The following is a 23,809-nucleotide window of genomic DNA, read 5'->3' as shown; positions in this document are numbered from 1 at the left end:
TCACTGCAGTGCTAAACCGTTATCCCTTGTGGAAGAACCTGATGGTAGTGTTTGCGCTACTTATCGGTTTGCTCTACGCACTTCCCAATGTATACGGTGAAGATCCAGCAATTCAAATCTCCGGGGCGCGTGGCGCCTCGGCAGATATGTCCACGCTGGATGCCGTCACCGAAGATTTAGAACAAAATCAAATCTCTTATAAATCAGTCGCTTTCGAAAACGGTACTGTCCTGGTCCGCTTTAACGACACTGATACCCAAATCAGTGCTCGCGATATTCTTAACGAACAGCTTGGCGACGATTTCGTCGTAGCCCTCAACCTTGCTCCTTCTACTCCTGACTGGCTTGAGTCCATCGGCGCTAACCCAATGAAACTGGGTCTTGACCTGCGCGGCGGTGTGCATTTCTTGATGGAAGTAGATATGGACGCAGCAATGGAGAAATTGCTGGGTCAGCAGGAAGAAACGTTCCGTACTGAGTTGCGTGAAGCGAAGATTCGTTACCGTGCGATCAGCAAAACCGATGAAGCGGTTGAAGTCCGCCTGCGTAATAGCGAGCAATTGGCTGAAGCCAAACGTGAACTGCAGCGTCTTCACCCGGATATGCAGTTTACCGATACTACCAGCGGCTTCCTGCTGAGTGCGACATTTACCGATGCCCGCCTGCAGGAAATTCGTAACTATGCGGTTGACCAGAACATTACCATTCTGCGTAACCGTGTAAATGAGCTGGGTGTTGCCGAGCCATTGGTTCAGCGCCAGGGTGCTAACCGTATTGTGGTTGAGCTTCCGGGTGTTCAGGATACGGCCCGCGCTAAGGAAATCTTAGGTGCAACCGCAACTCTAGAGTTCCGTGAAGTGGATAGCTCTGCCGATCTGGCAGCAGCAGCTTCAGGCCGTGTGCCACCAGGCAGCGAAGTGAAGTTTACCCGTGACGGGCGTCCAGCTGTGCTGAAGAAACGTGTGATCCTTGGCGGTTCTCACATTACCGATGCCAGCTCAAGTGCCGATGAATATGGCCGTCCTCAGGTTAACATCTCGCTAGATAGCGAAGGTGGTAGCAAGATGACAGCTTTCTCGCGTAACAACGTGGGTAAGTTGATGGCGACACTATTCACTGAGTACAAAGACAGTGGTGAACGTGACGAAAACGGTAAGGTTATCCTGGAAAAACACGAAGAAGTGATTAACCAGGCGACTATCCAGACTGCGCTGGGCCGTAACTTCCGTATTACTGGGATTGACTCGCAGGCTGAAGCCCACAACTTGGCGCTGTTATTGCGTGCCGGTGCCTTGATTGCACCAATCTCAATCGTGGAAGAACGCACCATCGGTCCATCAATGGGCCAGCAAAACATCGACATGGGGATCCAGGCGATGATTTGGGGCATGGTGGCGGTAATGCTATTTACTCTGCTTTACTACCGTCGTTTTGGCCTGTTTGCCAACTTGGCGCTGGTGATGAACCTGATCTTGATTATCGGTGTGATGTCGATGATCCCTGGTGCCACCATGACCTTGCCGGGTATCGCTGGTATCGTTCTGACGGTAGGTATGGCGGTCGATGCCAACGTACTTATTTTCGAGCGTATTCGTGAAGAGCTTCGCGATGGCCGTAGCCCGCAACATGCGATTCAGCAGGGCTATGCCAATGCCTTTAGTACTATCGCCGATGCCAACATTACCACCCTGATCACCGCAATTATCCTGTTTGCTGTGGGGACCGGTGCGATCAAAGGCTTCGCCGTTACCCTATCAATTGGTATTTTGACTTCCATGTTCACGGCCATCATTGGTACCCGTGCGCTGGTTAACTTGGTTTACGGCGGTAAGCGCGTCGATAAACTGTCGATCTAAGGAGACGCTGACATGTTTCAAATAATGAAAGCGGATAGGGCGATCGACTTTATGCGCTGGTCGAAAGGCGCATTTGTCCTTTCGATCATTATGATTATCGCTGCCATCGGCACCGTGACGACCCAGAAACTGAACTGGGGGTTGGATTTCACCGGCGGCACCCTGATTGAAGTGGGCTTCGAGAAGCCTGCAGATCTGGGCCAGATCCGTGAATCACTGGAAGTGGCTGGCTTTGGTGATGCGATCGTGCAGAACTTCGGTACGGCCCGCGATGTGATGGTTCGCCTTCAGCCGCGCGAAGATGCGCAGGGTGAGAAATTAGGGACCCAGATCATAGATGCCTTGAAAGCCGGTACGGGCCAGGACGTTGAAATGCGCCGTATCGAATTCGTCGGCCCGAACGTGGGTGACGAGCTGGCAGAAGCGGGTGGCTTGGCTATTTTGGTTTCGCTGATCTGTATCTTGCTCTATGTTTCAATGCGCTTTGAGTGGCGTTTGGCGGCGGGTGCGGTATTGGCATTGGCCCACGACGTAATCATCACGATTGGTATTTTCTCGTTTACCCAAATCGAGATTGACCTGACTATCGTGGCAGCCTTGCTGACGGTTGTCGGTTACTCGCTCAACGATACCATCGTGGTCTTCGACCGTATCCGAGAAAACTTCCGCAAGATGCGTAAGGGCGATGCGGTAGAGGTGATGAACAACTCAATTACCCAGACTTTGAGCCGTACCCTGATCACCTCTGGTACCACATTGTTCGTGGTTATCGCTCTGTTCATGAAAGGCGGTAGCATGATCCACGGTTTTGCCGCAGCCTTGCTGATCGGTATCACTGTCGGTACCTACTCGTCGATCTACGTGGCTTCGGCACTGGCGCTTAAACTGGGTATTACCCGTGAACACCTGATGCCGCCGCAAGTCGACAAAGAAGGTGAAGAGTTTGATGCCATGCCGTAGAGGCGCTGTGTCTACTTACTGAATGAAAAACGGAGCCGATGGGCTCCGTTTTTGTTTAGAGCGGGGAAGAGCGGTGCCTAGATCCTAGGACCTGGTTTCCTATTGGTTATTAGGCTTGACGCCTTTGTTGTCGCTTGAAGAGCCGGGCAAGGCCGCATCGACCGCTTTGCCAGCCACGCCCTCATCGGGTAGGGCATTGCTGACTGCGCCAGTGGCGGTATCTTTGGCCGCCTCTTTGGGAGAGCAACGCCCACTCACTCCCACTGTCATTTTGGCAGCAGTACTTTTGGCTGCTTTTTCAGCGGTACAGTCAGGATCCTTGATACTAGCCTGTAGTGGCATAGCCAAAGCGATACCTATCAAGAAGGGATAAACTACTTTCATTGTCTTCTCCTTTTAAGGTTAAGAAGAAGTGTAGTTGTTGGGGGATAAAAAAACGCCCCGGAGATGTTCATCTCCGGGGCGTTTCGTGTCTGTAGTTAGCGAGAATTATTTCGCTAGTGCTTCGCTACCGTGTTCACGGATTTTGCCTAGCAGTGGCTTAACTACGCGAGCGTTACCAGCAACGATGTTGCCAGTCACAAGGTGGTTAGTGTTGCCAGTGAAGTCTGCACAGATAGCACCTGCTTCGCGCGCGATAAGCTCACCCGCTGCAATTTCCCAAGGCTTCAGGCCTAGGCGGAACACGCCGTCAACACGGCCAGCCGCTAGGTAACACAGGTCTAGGGCTGCACAGCCAGACATACGCATATCGTCACACTCTACAAATAGAGCGCTCTGGATTTTCATGAAGCTTTCAGAGTGCTGCTTGGCAGCAAACGGTAGGCCTGTTGCCAGAGTCGTACCGGTCAGGTCACGTGGCTGAGATGCACGGATACGCTGGCTGTTTAGCTGTGCGCCGGAGCCACGAGTTGCAGTGAATAGCTCGTTGCGTGCTGGGTCGTATACTGCTGCCACTTCAGTGCGGCCGCGCATGCGTAGTGCAACAGAGATAGCGTAGTGAGGGTAACCACGAACGAAGTTCTTGGTGCCATCCACTGGGTCGATGATCCACTGGCATTCTTTGTCCTTGCCTTCAATCGTACCGCTTTCAGCTGCAATGATGCAGTGATCAGGGTAAGATTTGCGGATAGTGTCGATAATGATAGCTTCTGCTTCGTTATCGATGTTAGTAACAACATCATTGCCTTTGTTAGCTACTTCAATAGCTTGCGATTTTTCTAGAGATTTAATGACATGGTCACCAGCCTTTCGTGCAGCACGAATGGCAATGTTCAGCATAGGATGCATAGGATCTTCCCAACGGATGTTAAAGAACTAAAAAGCGGCGGCGAGTATATCAGAGCTAGGGCAAAAGGGAAGTGGTTATTTTTTATTCGTGTGGCCATGCCTGGCCAGGTGGCGGGGTTTTCATCGTCACAGCGCTCGTTTCGGTCTCAAATTACCAGTGAAACTGGCTTGTTATTCCATTCGGTTATTTACTTTGAACAGAACACATTGAGTAAAAACAGAATCGTGCAACATGAAGCCACTTAGGTATAAAGTTTTTACATGTTTTCACCTTTTTTAAAATCCCTGTGTTAATATCTTTCGGTTCGATTGATAGAGTTGAAAGTTGCACCTCCTATGTTAGATAAAGTCAGTGTAGTTCTCGTGGGTACCTCACATCCCGGCAATATTGGTTCTGCTGCCCGGGCGATGAAAGTGATGGGCCTGACCAACCTGGTTCTGGTCGACCCGGCCTGCGAGATAGACGAAACCACATACGCACTGGCTGCGGGGGCTTCAGATATCGTCGAGCAGGCGAAGATCGTGTCTAGTCTCGATGACGCTATCGCCGATTGCGGCTTGGTGGTGGGCTCCAGTGCCCGCTCGCGCACTTTGGAATGGCCGCAGCTGGATCCCCGCGAGTGCGGGATCAAGACGATTGCCGAGGCACCGTCCCACAACGTCGCAATCCTGTTTGGTCGAGAGCGTACCGGCCTGACTAATGAAGAACTGCAGCGTTGCCATTGCCACGTCTACATTCCGGCTAACCCTGAATACAGCTCGTTGAATCTGGCGATGGCCGTACAGACGGTGAGTTATGAAATTCGCATGGCGTTTTTGGCGTCGGAAAAATTCCAAACCCAACAGCATGTTGAGGAATACCCGCGAATGAAGGAGCTGGAAATGTTCTACCAGCACCTTGAAAAGGTGGCAACCAAGACCGACTTTATCAGTAAAGACAAGCCATCGATGGTAATGACCAAAATGCGCCGCCTGTTTTCCCGGGCTCGACCGGAATCACAGGAGCTGAATATCTTACGTGGTATCCTTTCCTCAGTAGAAAAGTCACTCTCTCGTCCAGAGAAATAGACACAAGTTCTCTATGGCTAAAAGCCTGACTGAAATAGTCAGGCAAATACTTGACCGTTTTAGTCAGGTATGCGACACTCCTCCCCATAGACAAACGTGGGTAGCGGTGTGTTATGAGATTGACATCAAAAGGAAGATACGCAGTCACGGCCATGTTAGACGTGGCTTTGCACTCTCAGGACGGTCCGGTTCCTTTGGCTGACATTTCAGAGCGTCAGGGGATCTCGTTGTCCTATTTGGAACAGTTGTTCTCTCGCCTGCGCAAGGCTGGCTTGGTGGCCAGTGTTCGTGGACCGGGTGGGGGGTATCGCCTTGGCGAAGATGCCAACCACATTGCAGTGGGTATGGTGATTGCGGCCGTCGATGAATCGGTAGATGCGACTAAGTGTCACGGCAAGGGAGACTGTCAAGGCGGGGTTCGCTGCCTGACACACACGCTATGGCGTGACCTGAGCTCCCGCATCAGCGGCTTTTTGAATAACATCACTCTTGGTGAGTTGATGCAAGACAATGACGTACAAGAAATATCTGACCGTCAGGATCAGATCCTAACTAAGTCGTCATTTGGACATAAAAATACACACGACAACACCTCAATCGGTGTCGATGTTCGCTCCTAGAGACCAGACGTCCGTGTTTTCGGAGATGAAGATGAAACTGCCAATATATTTTGATTATTCCGCTACTTGCCCAGTTGATCCGCGTGTTGCAGAAAAAATGATGCAATGCATGACCATGGATGGAAACTTCGGTAACCCGGCTTCTCGTTCTCACCGCTTCGGTTGGCAGGCTGAAGAAGCGGTTGATACTGCTCGTGAGCAGATTGCTGAGCTGCTAAACGCAGACCCACGCGAAATCGTATTTACTTCAGGTGCAACTGAGTCAGATAACCTGGCTATCAAAGGTGCCGCTCACTTCTACGGCAAGAAGGGCAAGCACGTCATCACCTGTAAGACAGAACACAAAGCTGTACTTGATCCATGCCGCCAGCTAGAGCGTGAAGGCTACGAGGTGACTTACCTTGAGCCAGAAGCCAACGGCTTGATCGATATGGCGAAACTGCGCGACGCGATGCGTGAAGACACCGTGCTGGTGTCAATCATGCATGTGAACAACGAAATCGGTGTTATCCAGGATATCGCTGCTATCGGTGAGCTATGCCGTGAGAAGAAAGTGATCTTCCATGTTGATGCTGCTCAGTCAGCCGGTAAGCTGCCAATCGATGTTCAGGAAATGAAGATCGACCTGATTTCGCTGTCAGCGCACAAAATCTACGGCCCTAAAGGTATCGGTGCTCTTTACGTTCGTCGTAAGCCGCGTATCCGCCTTGAAGCGCAAATGCACGGTGGTGGTCACGAGCGTGGTTTCCGCTCTGGTACCCTGGCGACCCACCAGATCGTGGGTATGGGTGAAGCATTCCGCATCGCCAAAGAAGAGATGGACAAAGACTACCAGCATGCCCTTGCCCTGCGCGAGCGCATGTTGAAAGGCCTTGAAGGTATCGAGGCGATGACCATCAATGGTGATCTGGAGCAGCGCCTACCGAACAACCTGAACATCAGCTTTGCGTTCGTTGAAGGCGAGTCGCTGCTGATGGCACTGAAAGATCTTGCTGTCTCTTCGGGTTCGGCTTGTACTTCTGCCAGCCTGGAGCCGTCTTATGTTCTTCGCGCCCTAGGCTTGGACGATGAACTGGCACACAGCTCAATTCGCTTCTCTTTCGGTCGCTTCACGACGGAAGAAGAAGTAGACTACGCAGTTTCACAAATCCGCGGTGCGGTTGAGAAACTACGTGACATGTCTCCGCTTTGGGATATGTATAAAGAAGGTATTGACCTGAACACGGTCGAGTGGGCACACCACTAATCTTGCGGTCATCACGTATTCGAGGAAACTGTCATGGCATATAGTGAAAAAGTTATCGATCATTATGAGAACCCGCGTAACGTGGGCTCATTTGATAAAAACGACAAAAGTGTTGGTAGCGGCATGGTAGGGGCTCCTGCCTGTGGCGACGTAATGAAACTTCAGATCAAAGTGACTGAGGAAGGCATCATCGAAGATGCCAAGTTCAAAACGTATGGCTGCGGTTCTGCGATTGCTTCAAGTTCACTGATCACTGAGTGGGTGAAGGGCAAGACGCTGGACGAAGCTGCTAGCATCAAGAACTCGGCGATTGCCGAGGAACTTGAGCTTCCACCTGTAAAAGTTCACTGCTCAATTCTTGCGGAAGACGCAATCAAAGCAGCTGTGAGCGATTACAAGAAGAAACACGAAGAACATTAATTTTCTAAGGGTTGTTGTATGGCCATAACGATTACTGAAGCGGCCGCGAGTCGCGTAGCTACTTTCCTAGAAAACCGAGGAAAAGGTATCGGCCTTCGGCTGGGTGTCCGGACTTCAGGCTGTTCGGGAATGGCCTATGTACTGGAATTTGTTGACCAGCTAGAGGAAGGTGATCAGATCTTCGAAGAGAAAGGGGTGAAGATCATCATTGATGCCAAGAGCATGGTGTATCTAGATGGTACTGAGTTGGACTTTGCCAAAGAAGGTCTCAACGAGGGCTTCAAATTCAACAACCCTAATGTATCCAGCGAATGCGGCTGCGGTGAAAGCTTCAACGTATAATCGCTGAGCCAATTGGACCTGATTGCTGCCTTTAGTCGAGGGAGGGTCAGGTTCAGTTATTTTTAGACTCGGTCTTTACAGAAACTCACGCGATATGAATCATTTCGAACTCTTTGGGCTACCATTTCAGTTTCAGCTGGACGGTAGCCTTCTTGCAACCCAGTTCCGCGAACTGCAGCGCCATTTCCACCCTGATAACTTTGCTACGGCTTCCGAGCGTGACCGTTTAATGGCGGTGCAGAAAGCTGCGCAGATCAACGATGCCTTCCAGACGTTGAAAAACCCTATCTCCCGCGCAGAGTACATGTTGTCGGTCAACGGCGTGGATATCCGTGGTGAGCAGAAGACGTTGCAAGATCCTGTCTTCTTGATGCAGCAAATGGAGCTGCGTGAAGAGTTGGAGGAGATCCCGGAGTCGAGTGATCCACAAAGCGCGTTGTTTGATTTTGAACAGCACGCCTCAACCCTGTACAAGGCACAGCTGGTTGAGCTTGAGCAATTACTTGTTGATGAAAACTGGGAAGTGGCGGCTGACGCCGTGCGCAAGCTGAAATTTATTGTTAAGCTGCGTGAAGAAGTCGAGCGCTTGGAAGATAGCCTGCTTGATTGATTTTATCCAAGCCCGGTAAAAACACCACAGGAACGAAAATGGCACTGTTACAGATTGCTGAACCCGGTCAAAGCGCTGCGCCGCACCAACACAAATTGGCGGTGGGTATTGATCTGGGCACTACAAACTCTCTCGTGGCTGCAGTACGCAGCGGCGTTCCGGAAACCCTGAAAGATGACCAAGGCCGTGCGATTCTGCCATCGGCGGTTCACTACAGTGAAAGTGACGTGGTCGTTGGCCATGAAGCCCGCGATATCGCCCAGCAGGATCCGATTAATAGTATTATTTCTGTTAAGCGTATGATGGGCCGCTCTCTGGCGGATATCCAAGCACGCTATCCGCAGATGCCATATCAGTTCAGTGCAACGGATAACGGTTTGCCTCAGCTGATCACCCGTGGTGGTGAGGTTAACCCGGTCCAGGTGTCGGCTGAAATTCTCAAGACCCTTAACCAGCGTGCGCAAGATACTTTGGGTGGTGAGCTGGAAGGTGTGGTGATCACTGTCCCTGCCTACTTTGATGATGCCCAGCGTGCGGGTACTAAAGACGCGGCGAAGTTGGCGAACCTCAATGTTCTTCGCCTGCTTAACGAGCCCACGGCGGCTGCGATTGCCTATGGTTTGGACTCAGGTCAGGAAGGCGTGATCGCTGTGTATGACTTGGGCGGCGGTACATTCGATATCTCTATTCTTCGCCTGTCGAAAGGTGTGTTTGAAGTGATGGCCACGGGTGGTGATTCTGCGCTAGGTGGTGATGACTTTGACCACCTGCTGGCGGATTGGATTGCCGAGCAAGCCGGTATCACCGAGCGCGATGCGATTGCCCAACGCAAGCTGCAAGATGCTGCGCAGGCAGCCAAAGAAGCGCTGTCCGATGCGGATGAAGTCTCGGTCGATGTGCTTGACTGGCAGGGTACTGTTTCCCGTGAGCAGTTCGATACCTTGATCCAACCTTTGGTGAAAAAGACGCTGATGGCATGCCGTCGGGCATTGAAAGATGCAGAGGTCACTGCCGAAGACGTGATCGAAACCGTCATGGTTGGTGGTTCAACTCGCGTACCACTGGTGCGTGAAATGGTTGGCAACTACTTCGGCAAAGCGCCACTGACGTCGATCGACCCGGATCAGGTGGTGGCGATTGGTGCGGCGATTCAGGCTGATATCCTTGCAGGTAACAAGCCTGATGCTGACATGCTGCTGCTGGATGTGATCCCGTTGTCGCTGGGTATCGAAACCATGGGTGGTATGATCGAGAAAATCATCCCGCGCAACACCACGATTCCTGTCGCCCGCGCCCAGGAGTTCACCACGTTCAAAGATGGTCAGACGGCTATGTCAGTCCATGTGGTTCAGGGCGAGCGTGAAATGGTGAGTGACTGCCGTTCACTGGCACGCTTTACCTTGCGCGGCATTCCTGCGATGGCCGCAGGTGCAGCACATATTCGTGTTACATATCAAGTGGATGCAGACGGTTTGTTGTCTGTAACTGCGATGGAAAAGAGTAGCGGTGTGCAATCTTCTATCCAGGTGAAGCCTTCATATGGCCTGACCGACGATGAAATTGCGACTATGATCCGTGATTCAATGACCTTTGCCCAGGACGACAAAGACGCCCGTGCCCTTGCCGAGCAACAAGTGGAAGCGGATCGCGTACTGGAAGGGTTGATTGCAGCGCTGGCTCAGGATGGCGATACTCTACTGAGCAAAGAAGAGCGCGACGAGCTGGAAGCCGTCATGATGGAACTGGTTCAATTGCGCCAGGGCACCGACCCGTACGCGATTGAAGCGGGAATTAAGAAAACAGATAAGGCGAGCCAGGAATTTGCATCGCGCCGGATGGATCAGTCTATCCGCCGTGCCCTGGCTGGTCAGTCGATTGATGAGGTTTAGGCATGCCTAAAATTGTTGTATTACCCCATGATGAGCTTTGCCCGGAAGGGGCAGTGCTAGAAGCGCAAGAAGGCGAGACGATTCTTGACGTGGCACTGCGCAACGGTATTGGCATTGAACATGCGTGTGAAAAATCCTGTGCCTGCACCACGTGTCACTGTATCGTCCGTGAAGGCTTTGACTCACTGGAAGAAAGTGATGAGCTGGAGGATGACATGTTGGATAAAGCATGGGGACTGGAGCCTGAATCGCGTTTGAGTTGTCAGGCCAAAGTTGCTGATGAAGATTTGGTGGTGGAAATTCCGAAGTACACCCTGAACCTGGCATCGGAAAACCACTAAGAGATTTAAAGCCCCGCTGGTGAAACCATCGGGGCTTTTTTATACCCGCTGCTTGTTATGAGCGCCGGGCTATTGGCTACACTAATAGGGCCAGAGGCTAGAGTAAGGAAGTAGAGGAGACCGTTATGGGCCTAAAATGGATAGATTCACGGGACTTGGCAATTGAGCTTTCTGAACTGCACCCTGATGTTGATCCGGTGACGATCCGCTTTACCGATTTGAGAGAGTGGATTTTGGCGCTGGATGACTTTGACGATGATCCCAGCCATTGCAGTGAGCGCGTGCTGGAAGCCGTCCAGATGTACTGGATTGAAGAGGCTGACTGAGCCTCGCTGTCGCTGAACTTGAACGCCTACCGCCGCCTTCCCCTATGATCTTGCTCTTAGTCTCGTTGTAAACAGCTTGTTTCTTGGCTGCAACCAAGGCAGAGTAAGATAAATTCTGAAAACGGGTCGGAAGGCCATATTTTCAACTCTATAGTCCTCCCCTATGCTGGAGAACTGCACGGAACGTGCTGAAATCGCTGTGAAACCCCTTGTAATACAGAAAAGAGCCCCAATAACATCTGTTATCGTGGGTAACATCATTGTCATTCATTTGTTATCCAAATGCATGAGAGATTATGTATTCAGGCGTTAGGCACGCCCTTTCACATCTCGTTACTGCGCCGAAGCTGGCGGGGTAACAACAATCCAAGGAGTATTTCATGTCTGCCAATATGCGTGTACTACTGACTGCGGAAGCAGCTGACGAAAAGTGGGGCAAAAACGCCCTGGTAACCTTTGAAGCTGACGGTGCGGTAGTACACCTGACAGAAGAAAATGTGCTGGCGTCTTTGCAGCGCGCTGGCCGCAAACTGGATGCACAGGGTATCAAGAACGTCGAGTTGGCCGGTGACGGTTGGGATCTGGAGTGTATTTGGGCATTTATTCAGGGACATCGCAACGCCAAGCCGGGTAACGAGGTCAGCTGGAGCGGTCTGTCTGAAACGGATGAAGCCGAGCTTCAGGCCCGCCTGATGGCGACCAACTGGGTGCGCGAGATCATCAACCAGTCGGCGGAAGTGGTACGTCCTTCGCAGCTAGCCTCGCGTGCTGGCGAGTTCATCAAGTCGTTGGCGCCAGAGCATGTGAGCTACAAAATTATCAAGGGCAACGATCTGCTGGACGAAGGCTGGAACGGTATCCACACTGTCGGTCGTGGCTCGGAGCGTTCTCCGGCAATGCTGCGCCTTGACTACAATCCGACGGGCAACGCCGAGGCTCCGGTACACACTTGCCTGGTTGGCAAGGGCATCACGTTTGACTCTGGCGGCTACAGCATCAAGCCGTCAGCGGGTATGACGGCGATGAAAGCCGATATGGGTGGCTCGGCACTGGCAACAGGGGCGCTGGCACTGGCGATTGCCCGTGGCACCAACAAGCGTATCAAGTTGATCCTGTGCTGTGCCGAAAACATGGTCTCGGGCCGTGCGTTCAAGCTGGGCGATATCATCACCTACAAGAATGGTACAACCGTTGAAGTATTGAATACCGATGCCGAGGGGCGCCTGGTATTGGCGGATGGCTTGATCTACGCCAGCAGCCAGAACCCTGAGCTAATCATTGACTGTGCGACCCTGACGGGGGCGGCGAAGAATGCGCTGGGCAATGATTACCACGCGCTGTTTAGCTTTGACCATGGCCTTGCCCAAAAAGCTTTGATGGCGGCAAGCGATGAAAACGAAGGATTGTGGCCGCTGCCGTTGGCGGACCACCACCGAGCCATGATGCCATCGAACTTTGCTGATCTAAGCAACATCTCGCAGGGTGACTTTATGCCAGGTGCCAGTACCGCCGCCGCCTTCCTGTCTTATTTTGTCGAAGACTACCAGAATGGCTGGATGCACATCGATGCCAGCGGTACATATCGCAAGTCTGCCAACGACAAGTGGGCGGCTGGGGCAACCGGCATGGGGGTCCGTACGCTGGCCAACATCCTGTGTGATCACGAACAAGACTAAAACAAAAAATAACCGATTGCTGCCGCCCAAGGGCGGCAGTGTTTTTCAGGAAGAAAGTATGTTAAAGATTTCACTCTCGTCGGCCCAATACTCGGGAGTATGGGGCGACAAGGCGCTGGTGGCCTATGAAGCCGACGGTGCCGTGATCCATTTTGCCGGTGACCATCCCTTGCGCCGCATCCAGCAGGCTGCCCGCCAGTTGCAGTCGCAGGGGATCACCCGGGCCAGCCTGGCTGGCGAAGGCTGGAGCTATGAGCGCCAGTGGGCGTTCTACTGTGGCTTCGCGACGCCAAAGGTAGAGGTAGAGCTGCGCTGGGCCTCGATTGACGAGGACGAGCTTGAGTTGCTCAATGCCCGCCGCCGCAGCGCCGACTGGGTTCGCAAGGTCGTTAATGCCACGCCGGAAGAAATGTATCCGCAGAAGCTTGCGGATGAAGCCGTGTCATTCCTGTCGGCGATCGCCGGTGATGCCCTTACCCACGAGATCCTGGTCGGTGACGCTTTGGCCGAGCAGGGCTGGGTAGGGACCCACAGCGTCGGTCGTGCCAGTAGCCGACCGCCGGTGATGCTCACCGTGGACTTCAATCCAACCGGCGATGCGGATGCGCCGGTATCGGCGTGTTTGGTCGGCAAGGGGATCACCTTCGACTCCGGCGGCTACAGTATCAAGCCAAGTGCCGGCATGGTCACCATGAAGTGCGATATGGGCGGTGCAGCCACCGTCACCGCCGCATTGGGGTACGCTATCGAGCAAGGTTTGCGTCAACGTGTGAAGTTGATCCTGTGCTGCGCCGAAAACCTGATCGCCGGAAACGCCTATAAGCTTGGCGATGTGCTAACGTACAAGAATGGTCAGACAGTAGAAATTGTGAATACTGATGCCGAAGGCCGCTTGGTACTGGCTGATGGCTTGATTGCGGCTAGCGAAACCAAGGCACCTCTGATCATCGACGCAGCGACCCTGACCGGTGCCGCCATGATGGCGGTGGGGACCGACTACAATGCGTTGTTTGGATTGGACAAGGCGCTGGTGTTAAAAGCACAGCAGCTTTCCGACCTGGTTAACGAGCCTGCCTGGCCGCTGCCGCTGGAAACCTGGCATCAGTCAAACTGCCCGTCTTACTATGCCGATACTGCCAATAGCCGAGTCATGAAAGGTGGCGGTATGGGCGGTGCATCCAATGCTGCCGCCTTCCTGTCGCGCTTTGTTGATACCGACAACTGCGGCTGGGTCCATTTTGATTTGGCAGCCTGCTTCCGTGACAGTGCCGATGCCCGCTGGGCCGCGGGGGCTACGGGAGCCGGGGTTGCCAACATTGCTGCAATGTTGCTTTAGAAGATTTAAGCCTGAGGGATAAATAATAATGACAATTGAAAGAACATTCTCAATCGTGAAGCCAGACGCCGTTAAGCGTAATTTGATTGGTGCCATTTATAACCGTATTGAAAAAGCGGGGCTTAGAGTGGTGGCTGCCAAGATGATCCATATGGATGCCAACAAGGCCAAAGGCTTTTATGCCGAGCACGAAGGCAAGCCGTTTTTTGATGATCTGGTCGCATTTATGACCTCTGGCCCTGTGATGGTGCAGGTGCTGGAAGGCGAAAATGCCGTTGTGCGTTACCGCGAGTTGATGGGCAAAACCAACCCTGAAGAAGCGGCCTGCGGTACCCTGCGTGCCGACTATGCACTGAGCCTGCGCCACAACTCGGTGCACGGTGCCGACAGCCCTGAATCTGCGGCGCGCGAGATCGCTTATTTCTTCGCAGACGACGAGATCTGCCCTCGCGACTAAGCCTGCCTAGCTATTTAATCAGTGAAAATGAAACGGGAAGCCATGTGCTTCCCGTTTTTATTTGCTTGGCAGTAGTAACCGCACCTGTGAACAAGTGGAATCTCACCGCCAAAGCCTGTACAATTTCGCGCCTTATACCCAGCTGGCTTCAGGTAATCCTCTCATAAATAGGTGCCTTGAAGTTACCCGGGTATAAAACCAAACTGATAAACAAGCAGGTGGATGAAAGCCTCTTGCTGGTCGTTTGGTACTCAAAGGTCCTGTCGTATACCGCATGTCGGTATGCCCAAGGCACAGATAACGTCACGTAATTTAAAGAGGCAACAACCGATGACAACTGTTAAAACGAATCTGCTGGATTTTGATCGCAAGGGGCTGCGTAAGTATTTTGCCGAGGAGTTGGGCGAAAAAGCCTTCCGTGCTGATCAGATTATGAAGTGGATTTATCATTTCGGTTGTGATGATTTCGATCAGATGACGAACATCAACAAGAAATTGCGTGAAAAACTCAAGCTGGTGGCTGAAATTCGTGCACCGTATGTATCGGCAGCCCAGCATTCTAGCGACGGTACCATCAAGTGGGCCATGAAGGTCGGCGATCAGGATGTGGAAACTGTCTACATTCCGGAAGATGACCGTGCAACCCTGTGTGTGTCGTCTCAGGTTGGTTGTGCGTTGGAATGTAAGTTCTGCTCAACAGCCCAGCAGGGCTTCAACCGTAACCTGCGTGTGTCGGAGATCATCGGCCAGGTTTGGCGTGCAGCCAAGGAGATTGGTGTCGAGAAGGAAACCGGCCGTCGCCCAATTACCAACGTGGTAATGATGGGCATGGGTGAGCCGCTGCTCAATATGAAGAACCTGATCCCTGCGCTTGAAATCATGCTTGATGACCTTGGCTTTGGTCTGTCTAAGCGCCGTGTGACCGTGTCCACGTCGGGAGTGGTTTCTGGCCTGGATCAGATGACCGGTAATATCGATGTGGCGCTGGCTATCTCCCTGCACGCGCCGACTGATGAGCTGCGCTCAGAAATCATGCCGATCAATGATCGCTGGAACATCGATGACTTCCTGGCCTCGGTACGCCGCTACATCGCATCGTCAAATGCCAACCGTGGCCGAGTGACGGTTGAGTATATTCTGCTGGATCATGTTAATGACGGCATGGAGCATGCCCGCCAGTTGGCCGAAACGCTGAAAGATACGCCGGCCAAGGTGAACTTGATCCCGTTCAACCCTTACCCGGGCTCGCCGTACAAGAAGCCGAGCAACTCGCGTATCGATCGCTTTATGAAAACCCTGATGGAGTATGACTTTACCGTCACGGTCCGTAAGACCCGCGGTGACGATATCGATGCGGCCTGCGGACAATTGGTAGGTGATGTGATTGACCGCACGAAACGCACACAAGCAAAGGCTCAAAACGGTGAACAAATCCCGGTAAAATCAGTCTAATAGACGGTTACCGAATCAGAGCAGGTAGAATGCTTGCTCTGGTTACACATTAATATGGATATTAAGGTGGGAATGCGATGGTACGGTGGACGATGTACCTATTATTGTGTAGTTTTATGGCCGGTTGTGTTACGGTCGATGAGACTGGCAATGCCCCCCAGAGCGTGAATAAGACCGAGGCTGCAGAAGCCAGGGTGACATTAGGGCTGGGGTATTTGGAAACAGGACAATGGCAGCGGGCACGCGATAACTTTGAGCAGGCCCTGCAGTATGCTCCGCGCTATTACCGGGCGCTAAATGCCATGGCCTATTACTACCAACGGGTGGGTGAGCCAGAATCAGCGGAGGCCATCTATCGCCAGGCACTGCAATATTCGCCAAAAAATGGCGATGTTAGAAACAACTATGGTGTATTCTTGTGTAGTCAGGGGCGCTATGATGAGGCGATCGATGAGTTTGAGCGTGCCATCAAGCAACCATATTATTATCTGACTTCGGCCAGCTATGAAAATGCCGCCTTGTGCAGCCTTGAGCAGGGCAATCAGCCTCAGGCTCGGGGGTATTTTGAAAAGGCGCTGGCTTATGAGCCTTATCGGGCCAAATCAATGCTGCAGTTGTCGAAGTTGGATATTGAGGCGCAGAACTTCAAGGAAGCCCGCGTCAGGCTGTTTACATTTAACAAGAGATACGGGTACAAAGCCGACAGCCTATGGCTGTTGATCCAGCTCGAGCAGCGGGCTGGCTATGATAGCCAAGCGGATAAGTATGCTGGCATTCTCAGAGCTCAGTACCCGGAATCTCAGCAATATCAAAATTATCTAGCCAATGAATACTGAACAGAACGAAGAACGATCAACCGAAGAAATCATTCTTCCAGGGGATATGCTGCGTCAGGCTCGAGAGAAGCTAGGCTATTCACAGAAGGATGTTGCCAGCCGATTGAGGCTCCGCCTCTCGGTGGTCAGCGATATCGAAGATAACCATTTCGAAGAAGCGCAGTTAGCCACGTTCACCCGTGGCTATGTGCGTTCCTATGCCAAATTTGTCGGCCTCAATGAGGCCGAGGTACTGGCCAAACTTGACCAGCACGGTCACGCCCAACCCCAAGAACAGGAAATGCAGAGCTTTTCACGCCGTACCAAACGTGAAGCGCACGATAACCGTATTATGCGCCTGACCTGGGTGCTGGGCGCCTTGTTTATCGGCTTGACCGGGATGTGGTGGTGGCAAAGCCTGCAGATGACGCCCGAGACTGAACTGTCGGCGACGCCTGGCCAGGTGCAGGCGCTGGATGAATCGATTGCCAATGCGGGTAACGGTACCAGCCCAGCCAGTTTGACCGCGGTCGCTGAGCTAGGGGCAGAAGAGAGCCCGAGCGCGGTTGAAGCCGTGCCTGCCCAGTTGCCTGAGATCGCGCCAGAGCCTCAGGCCAGTTTCGAAGATAGCTTCACCGAGTCGCAAGAGCTGGCTGATACTGACGTTGACAGTGCAGATAGCTTGGCCGCCGAGCAGTTGACTGATGTGGCCTCGGAAGAGGAGGCCGTGGTGGCTAGCTCTGATCTTGAGCTGAGCTTTAGCGGCGATTGCTGGATTGATATCCGCGATGCCAACGGCCGCCGCTTGGATACCGGTATTAAGAAAGCTGGTGATGTCCTAAAGCTGGACGGAAACGAACCTTTCCGCGTGGTGCTGGGTGCACCGAGCGTAGTAACCTTGAGCTACAAAGGCGAACCTGTTGATCTTAGCGGGTACCCTGCTGGTAAAGTGGCGCGATTGAAACTGCCGCAGTAAAGAGTAGATGTAATGCATAACGAGTCTCCAATTAAACGCCGTCAGTCCACCCGTATCTATGTCGGTGATGTGCCGATCGGTGACGGTGCGCCAATCGCGGTGCAGTCAATGACCAATACTCGCACCACAGATGTGGCTGCGACCGTTGCGCAGATCAAATCGCTGGAAAATGTGGGCGCCGATATTGTTCGTGTATCTGTGCCAACCATGGACGCGGCCGAGGCGTTTAAGCAAATCAAGCAGCAGGTGAACATCCCGCTGGTGGCTGATATCCATTTTGACTACCGTATCGCGCTGAAAGTGGCAGAATACGGCGTTGACTGCTTGCGTATCAACCCGGGCAACATCGGTCGTGAAGACCGTATCCGTGCGGTTGTAGACTGTGCCCGCGACAAGAACATCCCAATCCGTATCGGGGTGAACGGCGGCTCGCTGGAAAAAGATATCCAGCAGAAATACGGCGAACCAACGCCGGACGCACTGGTGGAATCGGCAATGCGCCATGTGGACATTCTGGATCGTCTCAACTTCGACCAGTTCAAGGTCAGTGTTAAGGCATCGGATGTCTTCCTGGCGGTAGACTCTTACCGTAAGCTGGCCCAGCAGATCAAGCAGCCGCTGCACTTGGGTATCACCGAAGCCGGTGGTGCGCGTGCTGGTGCGGTGAAATCCGCTGTGGGTCTGGGCATGCTGCTGGCTGAGGGGATCGGCGATACGTTGCGGGTGTCGTTGGCGGCCGATCCGGTCGAAGAGATCAAAGTTGGCTTTGATATTCTCAAGTCTCTGCGTATCCGCTCGCGCGGCATTAATTTTATTGCCTGCCCAACCTGTTCACGCCAGGAATTCGATGTGATTGGCACCGTGAACGAGCTGGAGCAGCGTCTGGAAGACATCACCGTACCTATGGATGTCTCCGTAATTGGTTGTGTGGTCAATGGCCCGGGTGAAGCGGAAGTGTCACACCTGGGTATTGCCGGCGGCAACCGCAAGAGTGCGTTTTATGAAGACGGCCAGCGCCAGAAAGAGCGCTTCGATAACGACAACGTTATCGATCAGCTGGAAGCTAAAATTCGCGCCAAGGCATCAATGATGGATACAGCAAACCGCATTGATGTGAAAGAAAAATAACGAAATTGGCAAGAATCGCCCCCGCACGCGTTGGGGCGGTTCACTATTTGCGTTATAACCTATATATTCAACTCCATTCCCCATCGGTTAACGAGAATAAACGTGGCGAAACAAATTCAAGCAATTCGAGGCATGAACGACTGCCTTCCAACCCAATCACCACTTTGGCAGAAAGTGGAATCGACCATCAAACAAGTAGTAAGCGCTTACGGCTACAGCGAAGTCCGTATGCCTATCGTCGAGTCGACGCATTTGTTTAGTCGGGCAATCGGTGAAGTAACGGATGTTGTTGAAAAGGAAATGTACACGTTCGATGACCGCAACGGTGACAGCCTGACTCTGCGCCCGGAAGGGACCGCAGGCTGTGTACGTGCGGGTATCCAGAATGGCCTGCTATACAACCAAGAACAGCGTCTGTGGTACACGGGGCCGATGTTCCGCCACGAGCGCCCGCAGAAAGGCCGCTACCGCCAGTTCCACCAGTTCGGCGTGGAAGTATTCGGCCTGAATGGTCCGGATGTTGATGCGGAACTTATCATGATGACGGCACGTATGTGGCGTGAGCTGGGTATCGACAAGCACGTTCGCCTTGAGCTGAACTCCATCGGCTCAATCGAAGACCGTGCTAACTACCGCCAGGCCCTGGTGGCCTTCCTCGAACAGCACATCGACATTTTGGATGAAGACTGCAAGCGCCGTATGCATACTAACCCGCTGCGCGTACTGGATACCAAAAATGCCGCTATCCAGGAAGTGCTGGTGGATGCACCTAAGCTGTCTGACTACCTGGGTGATGAGTCAAAACAACATTTTGCCGGTTTGTGTGAACTATTGGACGCTGCAGGTATCGAATACCAAGTAAATGAACGTCTTGTTCGTGGTTTGGATTATTACAACCGTACTGTATTCGAGTGGATCACCGAGAGCCTTGGCGCGCAGGGTACCGTATGCGGCGGTGGCCGTTACGACGGCCTGGTCGAGCAGCTAGGTGGTAAGGCGACCCCTGCAGTTGGCTTTGCGATGGGGCTTGAGCGCCTAGTGCTTATGATGGAAACCCTTGAGCTGACCGATGTACGCCGTCCGGTAGACGTCTACATGGTAACTGCCGGCGAAGGTACTATGATGGCAGGCATGAAGCTGGCTGAGAAACTGCGTGAAGACGTGGCTGGCCTGCGGGTAATGAGCCATTTCGGTGGCGGTAACTTCAAGAAACAATTCAAGCGTGCCGATAACGTCGGCGCGGCAGTTGCACTGGTACTGGGTGAAAATGAAATCGCCGAGAATACCGTGGTAGTTAAAGATCTTCGCGGCGGTGAGCAAACCACGATGGCGCAAGACGAAGTGGCAGCAAAGCTGGCCGAATTGATTTAAGAGAGGACAGGAAGTGGACGGCAATATCACAGAAGAACAACAAGTTGAACAAATAAAGGCTTGGTGGAAAGAAAACGGTAAAGCCGTTGTTCTCGGAACTGTGATTGGTTTGGGTGGTCTGTTTGGCTGGCGTTACTACCAGTCGGAAGTTCAGTCAGCCAAGGAGCAGGCATCCGATGCATATACCCAGGTGGTTAACCGTCTAGCAACTGGCAGTGAGTCTGCCGTTGCTGACGTACAGGCATTTATTGCGGCCCATGAAAGCAGCCAGTACTCAGTATTGGCCGCGCTTCAGCTGGCGAAAGCCCAGGTCGATAACGGTGATTTGGACGCCGCTGCCGAGCAGTTGAGCTGGGCGATTGCCAATACCAAAGATGTGGCAATTCTCCCTATTGCTCAAACCCGTTTGGCGCGGATCTATGCTGAGCAGGATGCCTTCGAGCAGGCGTTGTCCGAGCTTGACAAAGTGACAGCCGAAAGCTGGCAGGCCAAGGTCGCTGAGCTACGCGGTGATGTTCTACTGCAAAAGGGTGAGATTGAAGCGGCACGTGAAGCTTACATTAGCGCACAGCAGCTTGGCTCATCCCCAGCCTTGCAAATTAAGCTAGACGACTTGGCACAGTAAGGTAGAGCGTATGCAGAAGGTGTTGAAGCAAGCAGTGTCGGTCGCATTGGCTGTCGGTCTACTTGCGGGTTGTGCCAGTGAGGAAGACACTATCCAGATGGCACCATTGCCAGTGGTTGAAAACACGTTTACCCCGGTGCAGGGATGGAACAGCAAAGTCGGCAATGGCGTGGGCCATTTCTTTTCTAAGCTGAGTCCGGCAGTCGGTTACGGTAAAGTGTTTGTGGCTGATCGTAACGGTCTGGTCAAAGCGCTGGATCCGGATACGGGCAAGGAAATCTGGAAGCAGGATCTCGAAGAGGATATGCCGGCAAGGCTGGCCGGCGGCATTTCCCTGTCTTACGGCAAGCTGTTCATCGGCTCGGAAAATGCCGAGGTGATCGCCCTTGACGAAACAACCGGTGAGGTTGCTTGGCGCCAGACGGTGGAAGGCGAGGTCTTGTCGAAGCCGTTGGTTGATGAAGGTCTGGTCGTGGTTAATACCAGCCGTGGCATTTTGCAGGCACTAGATGCCAATACCGGTGAAAGCCGCTGGCAACTGGGCAGTGAATTGCCGACGCTGACTTTGCGTGGCGACAGCTCGCCAGTGTCAATTTCCGGCGGGGTGTTCTGGGGGCAGGCCAACGGCCGTTTGGCTGGCGCTCTGATGGGCAATGGCCAGATGCTATGGCAACAGCCGATCGGATCGCCTAAGGGCGGGACCGAAATCGACCGCTTGGTTGATGTCGATGCCTCTCCGGTGATTGATGGCGAGCGCTTGTTTGCCCTTGGCTACAATGGCAGCTTGGTATCGATTGATCTGCGCACCGGTCAGGCGGCCTGGAAACGTAACTATTCCTCGGCCACTGACTTTGTCATCGACGGTAGTCAGCTATATTTGATCACAGACAAAGATCATCTTGTTGCGGTGGATACCCGAAGCGGCATGGAGCTGTGGTCGAACAGCCAGCTGGAGCACCGTTTGCTCAGCGCCCCTGCTGTCATCAACGGTTACCTCGTTGTCGGCGATAGTGAAGGCTACTTGCATTGGCTAGATCCGTACAGCGGTGATTTTGTTGCCCAGCAGGAGACCGATGGTAGTGGTATTGCGGTACCGCCGGTCCGGATGAGTGATGGCTACTTGGTGATCACCCGCAATGGGCGTATTAACAAAATGCAAATGCCTTAATTTGCCGTTATAATACGCGCCATTATTATTCTCGGCTCCTGCTGTGGACACAGTCAGGGGCCGTTGTTGTTATATCCGTTCGCGATATTATTGTCGGATGAAGGTGTAGGCTTAGGGCCTGGCTGGAGGCAAGAATGAATGGAAAATATGTCATTAAGACTATGAAAAGTAAGAGGTACTTATGATTCCTGTTGTTGCCCTTGTCGGGCGCCCAAACGTGGGTAAATCGACGTTATTCAACCGTCTTACCCGCACAAGGGATGCGCTGGTAGCTGACTTTCCTGGCCTAACAAGGGATCGTAAATACGGTAAGGCTGAGCTCGAAGAGCACGAATTCATTGTGATTGATACCGGTGGTATCGACGGTACTGAAGAAGGCGTCGAGACCAAAATGGCCGAGCAATCACTGGCAGCGATCGAAGAATCGGACGTGGTCTTGTTCCTGGTTGATGGCCGTGCGGGTCTGACCTCTGCCGATGAGGCGATTGCCAAGCACCTGCGTAGCCGCGAGAAACCTACCTTCCTGGTCGTAAACAAGATCGATGGCATCGATGCTGACAGTGCATGTGCCGAGTTCTGGAAACTGGGTATGGACGGCATGTACCAGATTGCAGCGGCACAGAACCGTGGTGTGACAGCACTGATGGAACGTGCGCTGGCCCCGTTTGCTGACAACCTGAAGGCAAAAGCTGACCCAGACAGCGATGAAGTGCACATTGAGGATCTGACCTCGGTGGAAGATATCGAGAAGGCCAACCTGTCTGAGGCGGATGCGGAAGCGGCGTACAAGCGCTTGCAGGAGCAGCCAATCAAGCTGGCGATTATTGGCCGTCCGAATGTGGGTAAGTCGACTCTGACTAACCGTATTCTGGGTGAAGAGCGTGTGGTTGTTTACGATATGCCGGGTACGACCCGCGACTCTATCTATATCCCGATGGAGCGCGAAGGCCAGGAGTACGTGCTGATCGACACCGCGGGTATTCGCCGCCGTAAGAACATGCACGAAGCGGTCGAGAAATTCTCGGTGATCCAGACCCTGAAAGCCGTCGAAGATGCCAACGTGGTGCTGCTGGTTATCGATGCGCGCGAAAACATCTCGGATCAGGATCTGAGCCTGCTTGGCTTTGCCCTGAATGCGGGTCGTTCGCTGGTGATTGCCGTCAACAAATGGGACGGACTGGACAACGATGTCAAAGAGCGCGTGAAGTCCGAGTTGGACCGCCGCCTGGGCTTTGTTGATTTCGCCCGTATCCACTTTATCTCGGCACTGCACGGCACCGGTGTGGGCCACTTGTACGAGTCGGTACAGGAAGCCTACCAGTCGGCGACCAAGCGTATCAGCACCTCAATGCTGACCCGCATCATGCAGATGGCGCAGGACGACCACCAGCCGCCGATGATCCGTGGCCGTCGCGTGAAGCTCAAGTATGCCCACGCCGGTGGTTACAACCCGCCGATTATCGTTATCCACGGTAACCTGGTGAACGAGCTGCCGGGTTCGTACAAGCGCTACCTGATGAACTACTACCGTAAGTCGCTGGAAATGATGGGGACACCGATCCGTATCCAGTTCCAGAGCAGCGATAACCCGTTCGAGGGCAAGAAGCAGAAGCTGACGGTTTCCCAGGAGCGCCAGCGCAAGCGTCTGGCAACGGCACTGAAAAACCGTGATCGCGACAGCGATAGCTAATTGACGCTGAAATAGCGACGAAGACAAACCCGGTCAACAGACCGGGTTTTTTGTTGTGCGCCGAGCATGGCGTTGTTCTAGGAGGTGAAAGTCCTCTACGGGCTCAGTCGAGCGAGAACCGTTAGCCTATGCAAGGGTGCCCACCGT

General features: G+C 53.0%; 24 protein-coding genes. 22 read left to right on the top strand and 2 right to left on the bottom strand.

The annotated features are described in order from the left end of the window. The first annotated feature begins 8 nt into the window (after positions 1–8). Together secD and secF are read left to right on the top strand one after the other, a co-directional pair. Positions 9–1,856 (top strand): protein translocase subunit SecD, encoded by a 1,848-nt coding sequence (gene secD / locus PTW35_RS14285; RefSeq protein ID WP_281025561.1) that lies wholly within the window; start codon positions 9–11, stop codon positions 1,854–1,856. Between the two features lie 12 nt (positions 1,857–1,868). Then, a complete protein-coding gene (secF, locus tag PTW35_RS14280) occupies positions 1,869–2,816 on the top strand; it encodes a protein translocase subunit SecF (RefSeq protein WP_281025560.1) in 948 nt (315 codons plus the stop codon). Between the two features lie 99 nt (positions 2,817–2,915). Here secF and PTW35_RS14275 read toward each other — a convergent pair whose 3' ends face one another. Both PTW35_RS14275 and suhB read right to left on the bottom strand, forming a co-directional pair. Continuing rightward, positions 2,916–3,200, bottom strand: coding sequence for a hypothetical protein (locus tag PTW35_RS14275; RefSeq protein WP_281025559.1), 285 nt, complete (start codon positions 3,198–3,200; stop codon positions 2,916–2,918). 105 nt (positions 3,201–3,305) lie between these two features. Beyond that, positions 3,306–4,106, bottom strand: coding sequence for an inositol-1-monophosphatase (suhB, locus tag PTW35_RS14270; protein WP_281025558.1), 801 nt, complete (start codon positions 4,104–4,106; stop codon positions 3,306–3,308). A gap of 336 nt (positions 4,107–4,442) precedes the next feature. On the opposite strand from suhB, the gene trmJ reads away from it, so the two are divergent. The 20 genes from trmJ (at position 4,443) to der (ending at position 23,662) form a co-directional block, all read left to right on the top strand. Next, positions 4,443–5,174, top strand: coding sequence for a tRNA (cytosine(32)/uridine(32)-2'-O)-methyltransferase TrmJ (trmJ, locus tag PTW35_RS14265; RefSeq protein WP_281025557.1), 732 nt, complete (start codon positions 4,443–4,445; stop codon positions 5,172–5,174). A gap of 113 nt (positions 5,175–5,287) precedes the next feature. After that, positions 5,288–5,794, top strand: coding sequence for a Fe-S cluster assembly transcriptional regulator IscR (iscR, locus tag PTW35_RS14260; RefSeq protein ID WP_281025556.1), 507 nt, complete (start codon positions 5,288–5,290; stop codon positions 5,792–5,794). A gap of 31 nt (positions 5,795–5,825) precedes the next feature. Continuing rightward, entirely contained in the window at positions 5,826–7,040 is a 1,215-nt protein-coding gene (locus tag PTW35_RS14255) for an IscS subfamily cysteine desulfurase (protein ID WP_281025555.1), read from the top strand. Positions 7,041–7,073: 33 nt separating this feature from the next. Next, positions 7,074–7,460, top strand: coding sequence for a Fe-S cluster assembly scaffold IscU (iscU, locus tag PTW35_RS14250; protein ID WP_039469180.1), 387 nt, complete (start codon positions 7,074–7,076; stop codon positions 7,458–7,460). A gap of 18 nt (positions 7,461–7,478) precedes the next feature. Next, complete coding sequence (gene iscA, locus PTW35_RS14245; RefSeq protein WP_044624098.1) at positions 7,479–7,802, top strand: iron-sulfur cluster assembly protein IscA; 324 nt, start codon at positions 7,479–7,481, stop codon at positions 7,800–7,802. A gap of 94 nt (positions 7,803–7,896) precedes the next feature. Further along, the gene (hscB, locus tag PTW35_RS14240; RefSeq protein WP_281025554.1) at positions 7,897–8,412 is read left to right on the top strand and encodes a co-chaperone HscB; all 516 of its coding nucleotides are present in this window, start codon (positions 7,897–7,899) and stop codon (positions 8,410–8,412) included. Positions 8,413–8,450: 38 nt separating this feature from the next. Then, positions 8,451–10,301, top strand: coding sequence for a Fe-S protein assembly chaperone HscA (gene hscA, locus PTW35_RS14235; RefSeq protein WP_281025553.1), 1,851 nt, complete (start codon positions 8,451–8,453; stop codon positions 10,299–10,301). Between the two features lie 2 nt (positions 10,302–10,303). Continuing rightward, a complete protein-coding gene (fdx, locus tag PTW35_RS14230; protein WP_039469191.1) occupies positions 10,304–10,642 on the top strand; it encodes an ISC system 2Fe-2S type ferredoxin in 339 nt (112 codons plus the stop codon). Positions 10,643–10,767: 125 nt separating this feature from the next. Continuing rightward, the gene (gene iscX, locus PTW35_RS14225) at positions 10,768–10,968 is read left to right on the top strand and encodes a Fe-S cluster assembly protein IscX (RefSeq protein WP_281025552.1); all 201 of its coding nucleotides are present in this window, start codon (positions 10,768–10,770) and stop codon (positions 10,966–10,968) included. Positions 10,969–11,348: 380 nt separating this feature from the next. Then, the gene (gene pepB, locus PTW35_RS14220; RefSeq protein WP_281025551.1) at positions 11,349–12,644 is read left to right on the top strand and encodes an aminopeptidase PepB; all 1,296 of its coding nucleotides are present in this window, start codon (positions 11,349–11,351) and stop codon (positions 12,642–12,644) included. Between the two features lie 58 nt (positions 12,645–12,702). Beyond that, positions 12,703–13,980 carry an aminopeptidase PepB gene (gene pepB, locus PTW35_RS14215; protein ID WP_281025550.1) on the top strand — a complete coding sequence of 426 codons (1,278 nt, stop codon included), beginning with the start codon at positions 12,703–12,705 and terminating at the stop codon, positions 13,978–13,980. A 28-nt stretch (positions 13,981–14,008) separates the two neighbouring features. Continuing rightward, a complete protein-coding gene (gene ndk, locus PTW35_RS14210) occupies positions 14,009–14,437 on the top strand; it encodes a nucleoside-diphosphate kinase (protein ID WP_281025549.1) in 429 nt (142 codons plus the stop codon). Between the two features lie 330 nt (positions 14,438–14,767). Then, the gene (locus PTW35_RS14205; protein ID WP_281025548.1) at positions 14,768–15,889 is read left to right on the top strand and encodes a bifunctional tRNA (adenosine(37)-C2)-methyltransferase TrmG/ribosomal RNA large subunit methyltransferase RlmN; all 1,122 of its coding nucleotides are present in this window, start codon (positions 14,768–14,770) and stop codon (positions 15,887–15,889) included. Between the two features lie 77 nt (positions 15,890–15,966). Further along, positions 15,967–16,725: a type IV pilus biogenesis/stability protein PilW gene (gene pilW / locus PTW35_RS14200; RefSeq protein WP_281025547.1), complete on the top strand. Its 759-nt coding sequence runs from the start codon at positions 15,967–15,969 to the stop codon at positions 16,723–16,725. Then, on the top strand, positions 16,715–17,680 hold the full coding sequence (gene rodZ, locus PTW35_RS14195) for a cytoskeleton protein RodZ (protein WP_281025546.1): 966 nt from the start codon (positions 16,715–16,717) through the stop codon (positions 17,678–17,680). Before pilW ends, rodZ begins: the two co-directional genes overlap by 11 nt. A 12-nt stretch (positions 17,681–17,692) precedes the next feature. Next, on the top strand, positions 17,693–18,808 hold the full coding sequence (gene ispG, locus PTW35_RS14190; RefSeq protein ID WP_281025545.1) for a flavodoxin-dependent (E)-4-hydroxy-3-methylbut-2-enyl-diphosphate synthase: 1,116 nt from the start codon (positions 17,693–17,695) through the stop codon (positions 18,806–18,808). A 102-nt stretch (positions 18,809–18,910) separates the two neighbouring features. Further along, complete coding sequence (hisS, locus tag PTW35_RS14185; RefSeq protein WP_281025544.1) at positions 18,911–20,179, top strand: histidine--tRNA ligase; 1,269 nt, start codon at positions 18,911–18,913, stop codon at positions 20,177–20,179. A gap of 13 nt (positions 20,180–20,192) precedes the next feature. Further along, positions 20,193–20,804, top strand: coding sequence for a tetratricopeptide repeat protein (locus PTW35_RS14180; protein ID WP_281025543.1), 612 nt, complete (start codon positions 20,193–20,195; stop codon positions 20,802–20,804). A gap of 10 nt (positions 20,805–20,814) precedes the next feature. Then, on the top strand, positions 20,815–21,972 hold the full coding sequence (bamB, locus tag PTW35_RS14175) for an outer membrane protein assembly factor BamB (protein ID WP_281025542.1): 1,158 nt from the start codon (positions 20,815–20,817) through the stop codon (positions 21,970–21,972). Between the two features lie 181 nt (positions 21,973–22,153). Further along, positions 22,154–23,662, top strand: coding sequence for a ribosome biogenesis GTPase Der (gene der / locus PTW35_RS14170; RefSeq protein WP_281025541.1), 1,509 nt, complete (start codon positions 22,154–22,156; stop codon positions 23,660–23,662). The last annotated feature ends 147 nt before the right edge of the window (positions 23,663–23,809 follow it).

The sequence above is a fragment of the Photobacterium sp. DA100 genome (assembly GCF_029223585.1).
Lineage (GTDB): Bacteria > Pseudomonadota > Gammaproteobacteria > Enterobacterales > Vibrionaceae > Photobacterium.
This window is presented reverse-complemented; position numbering and strand designations above follow the sequence as displayed.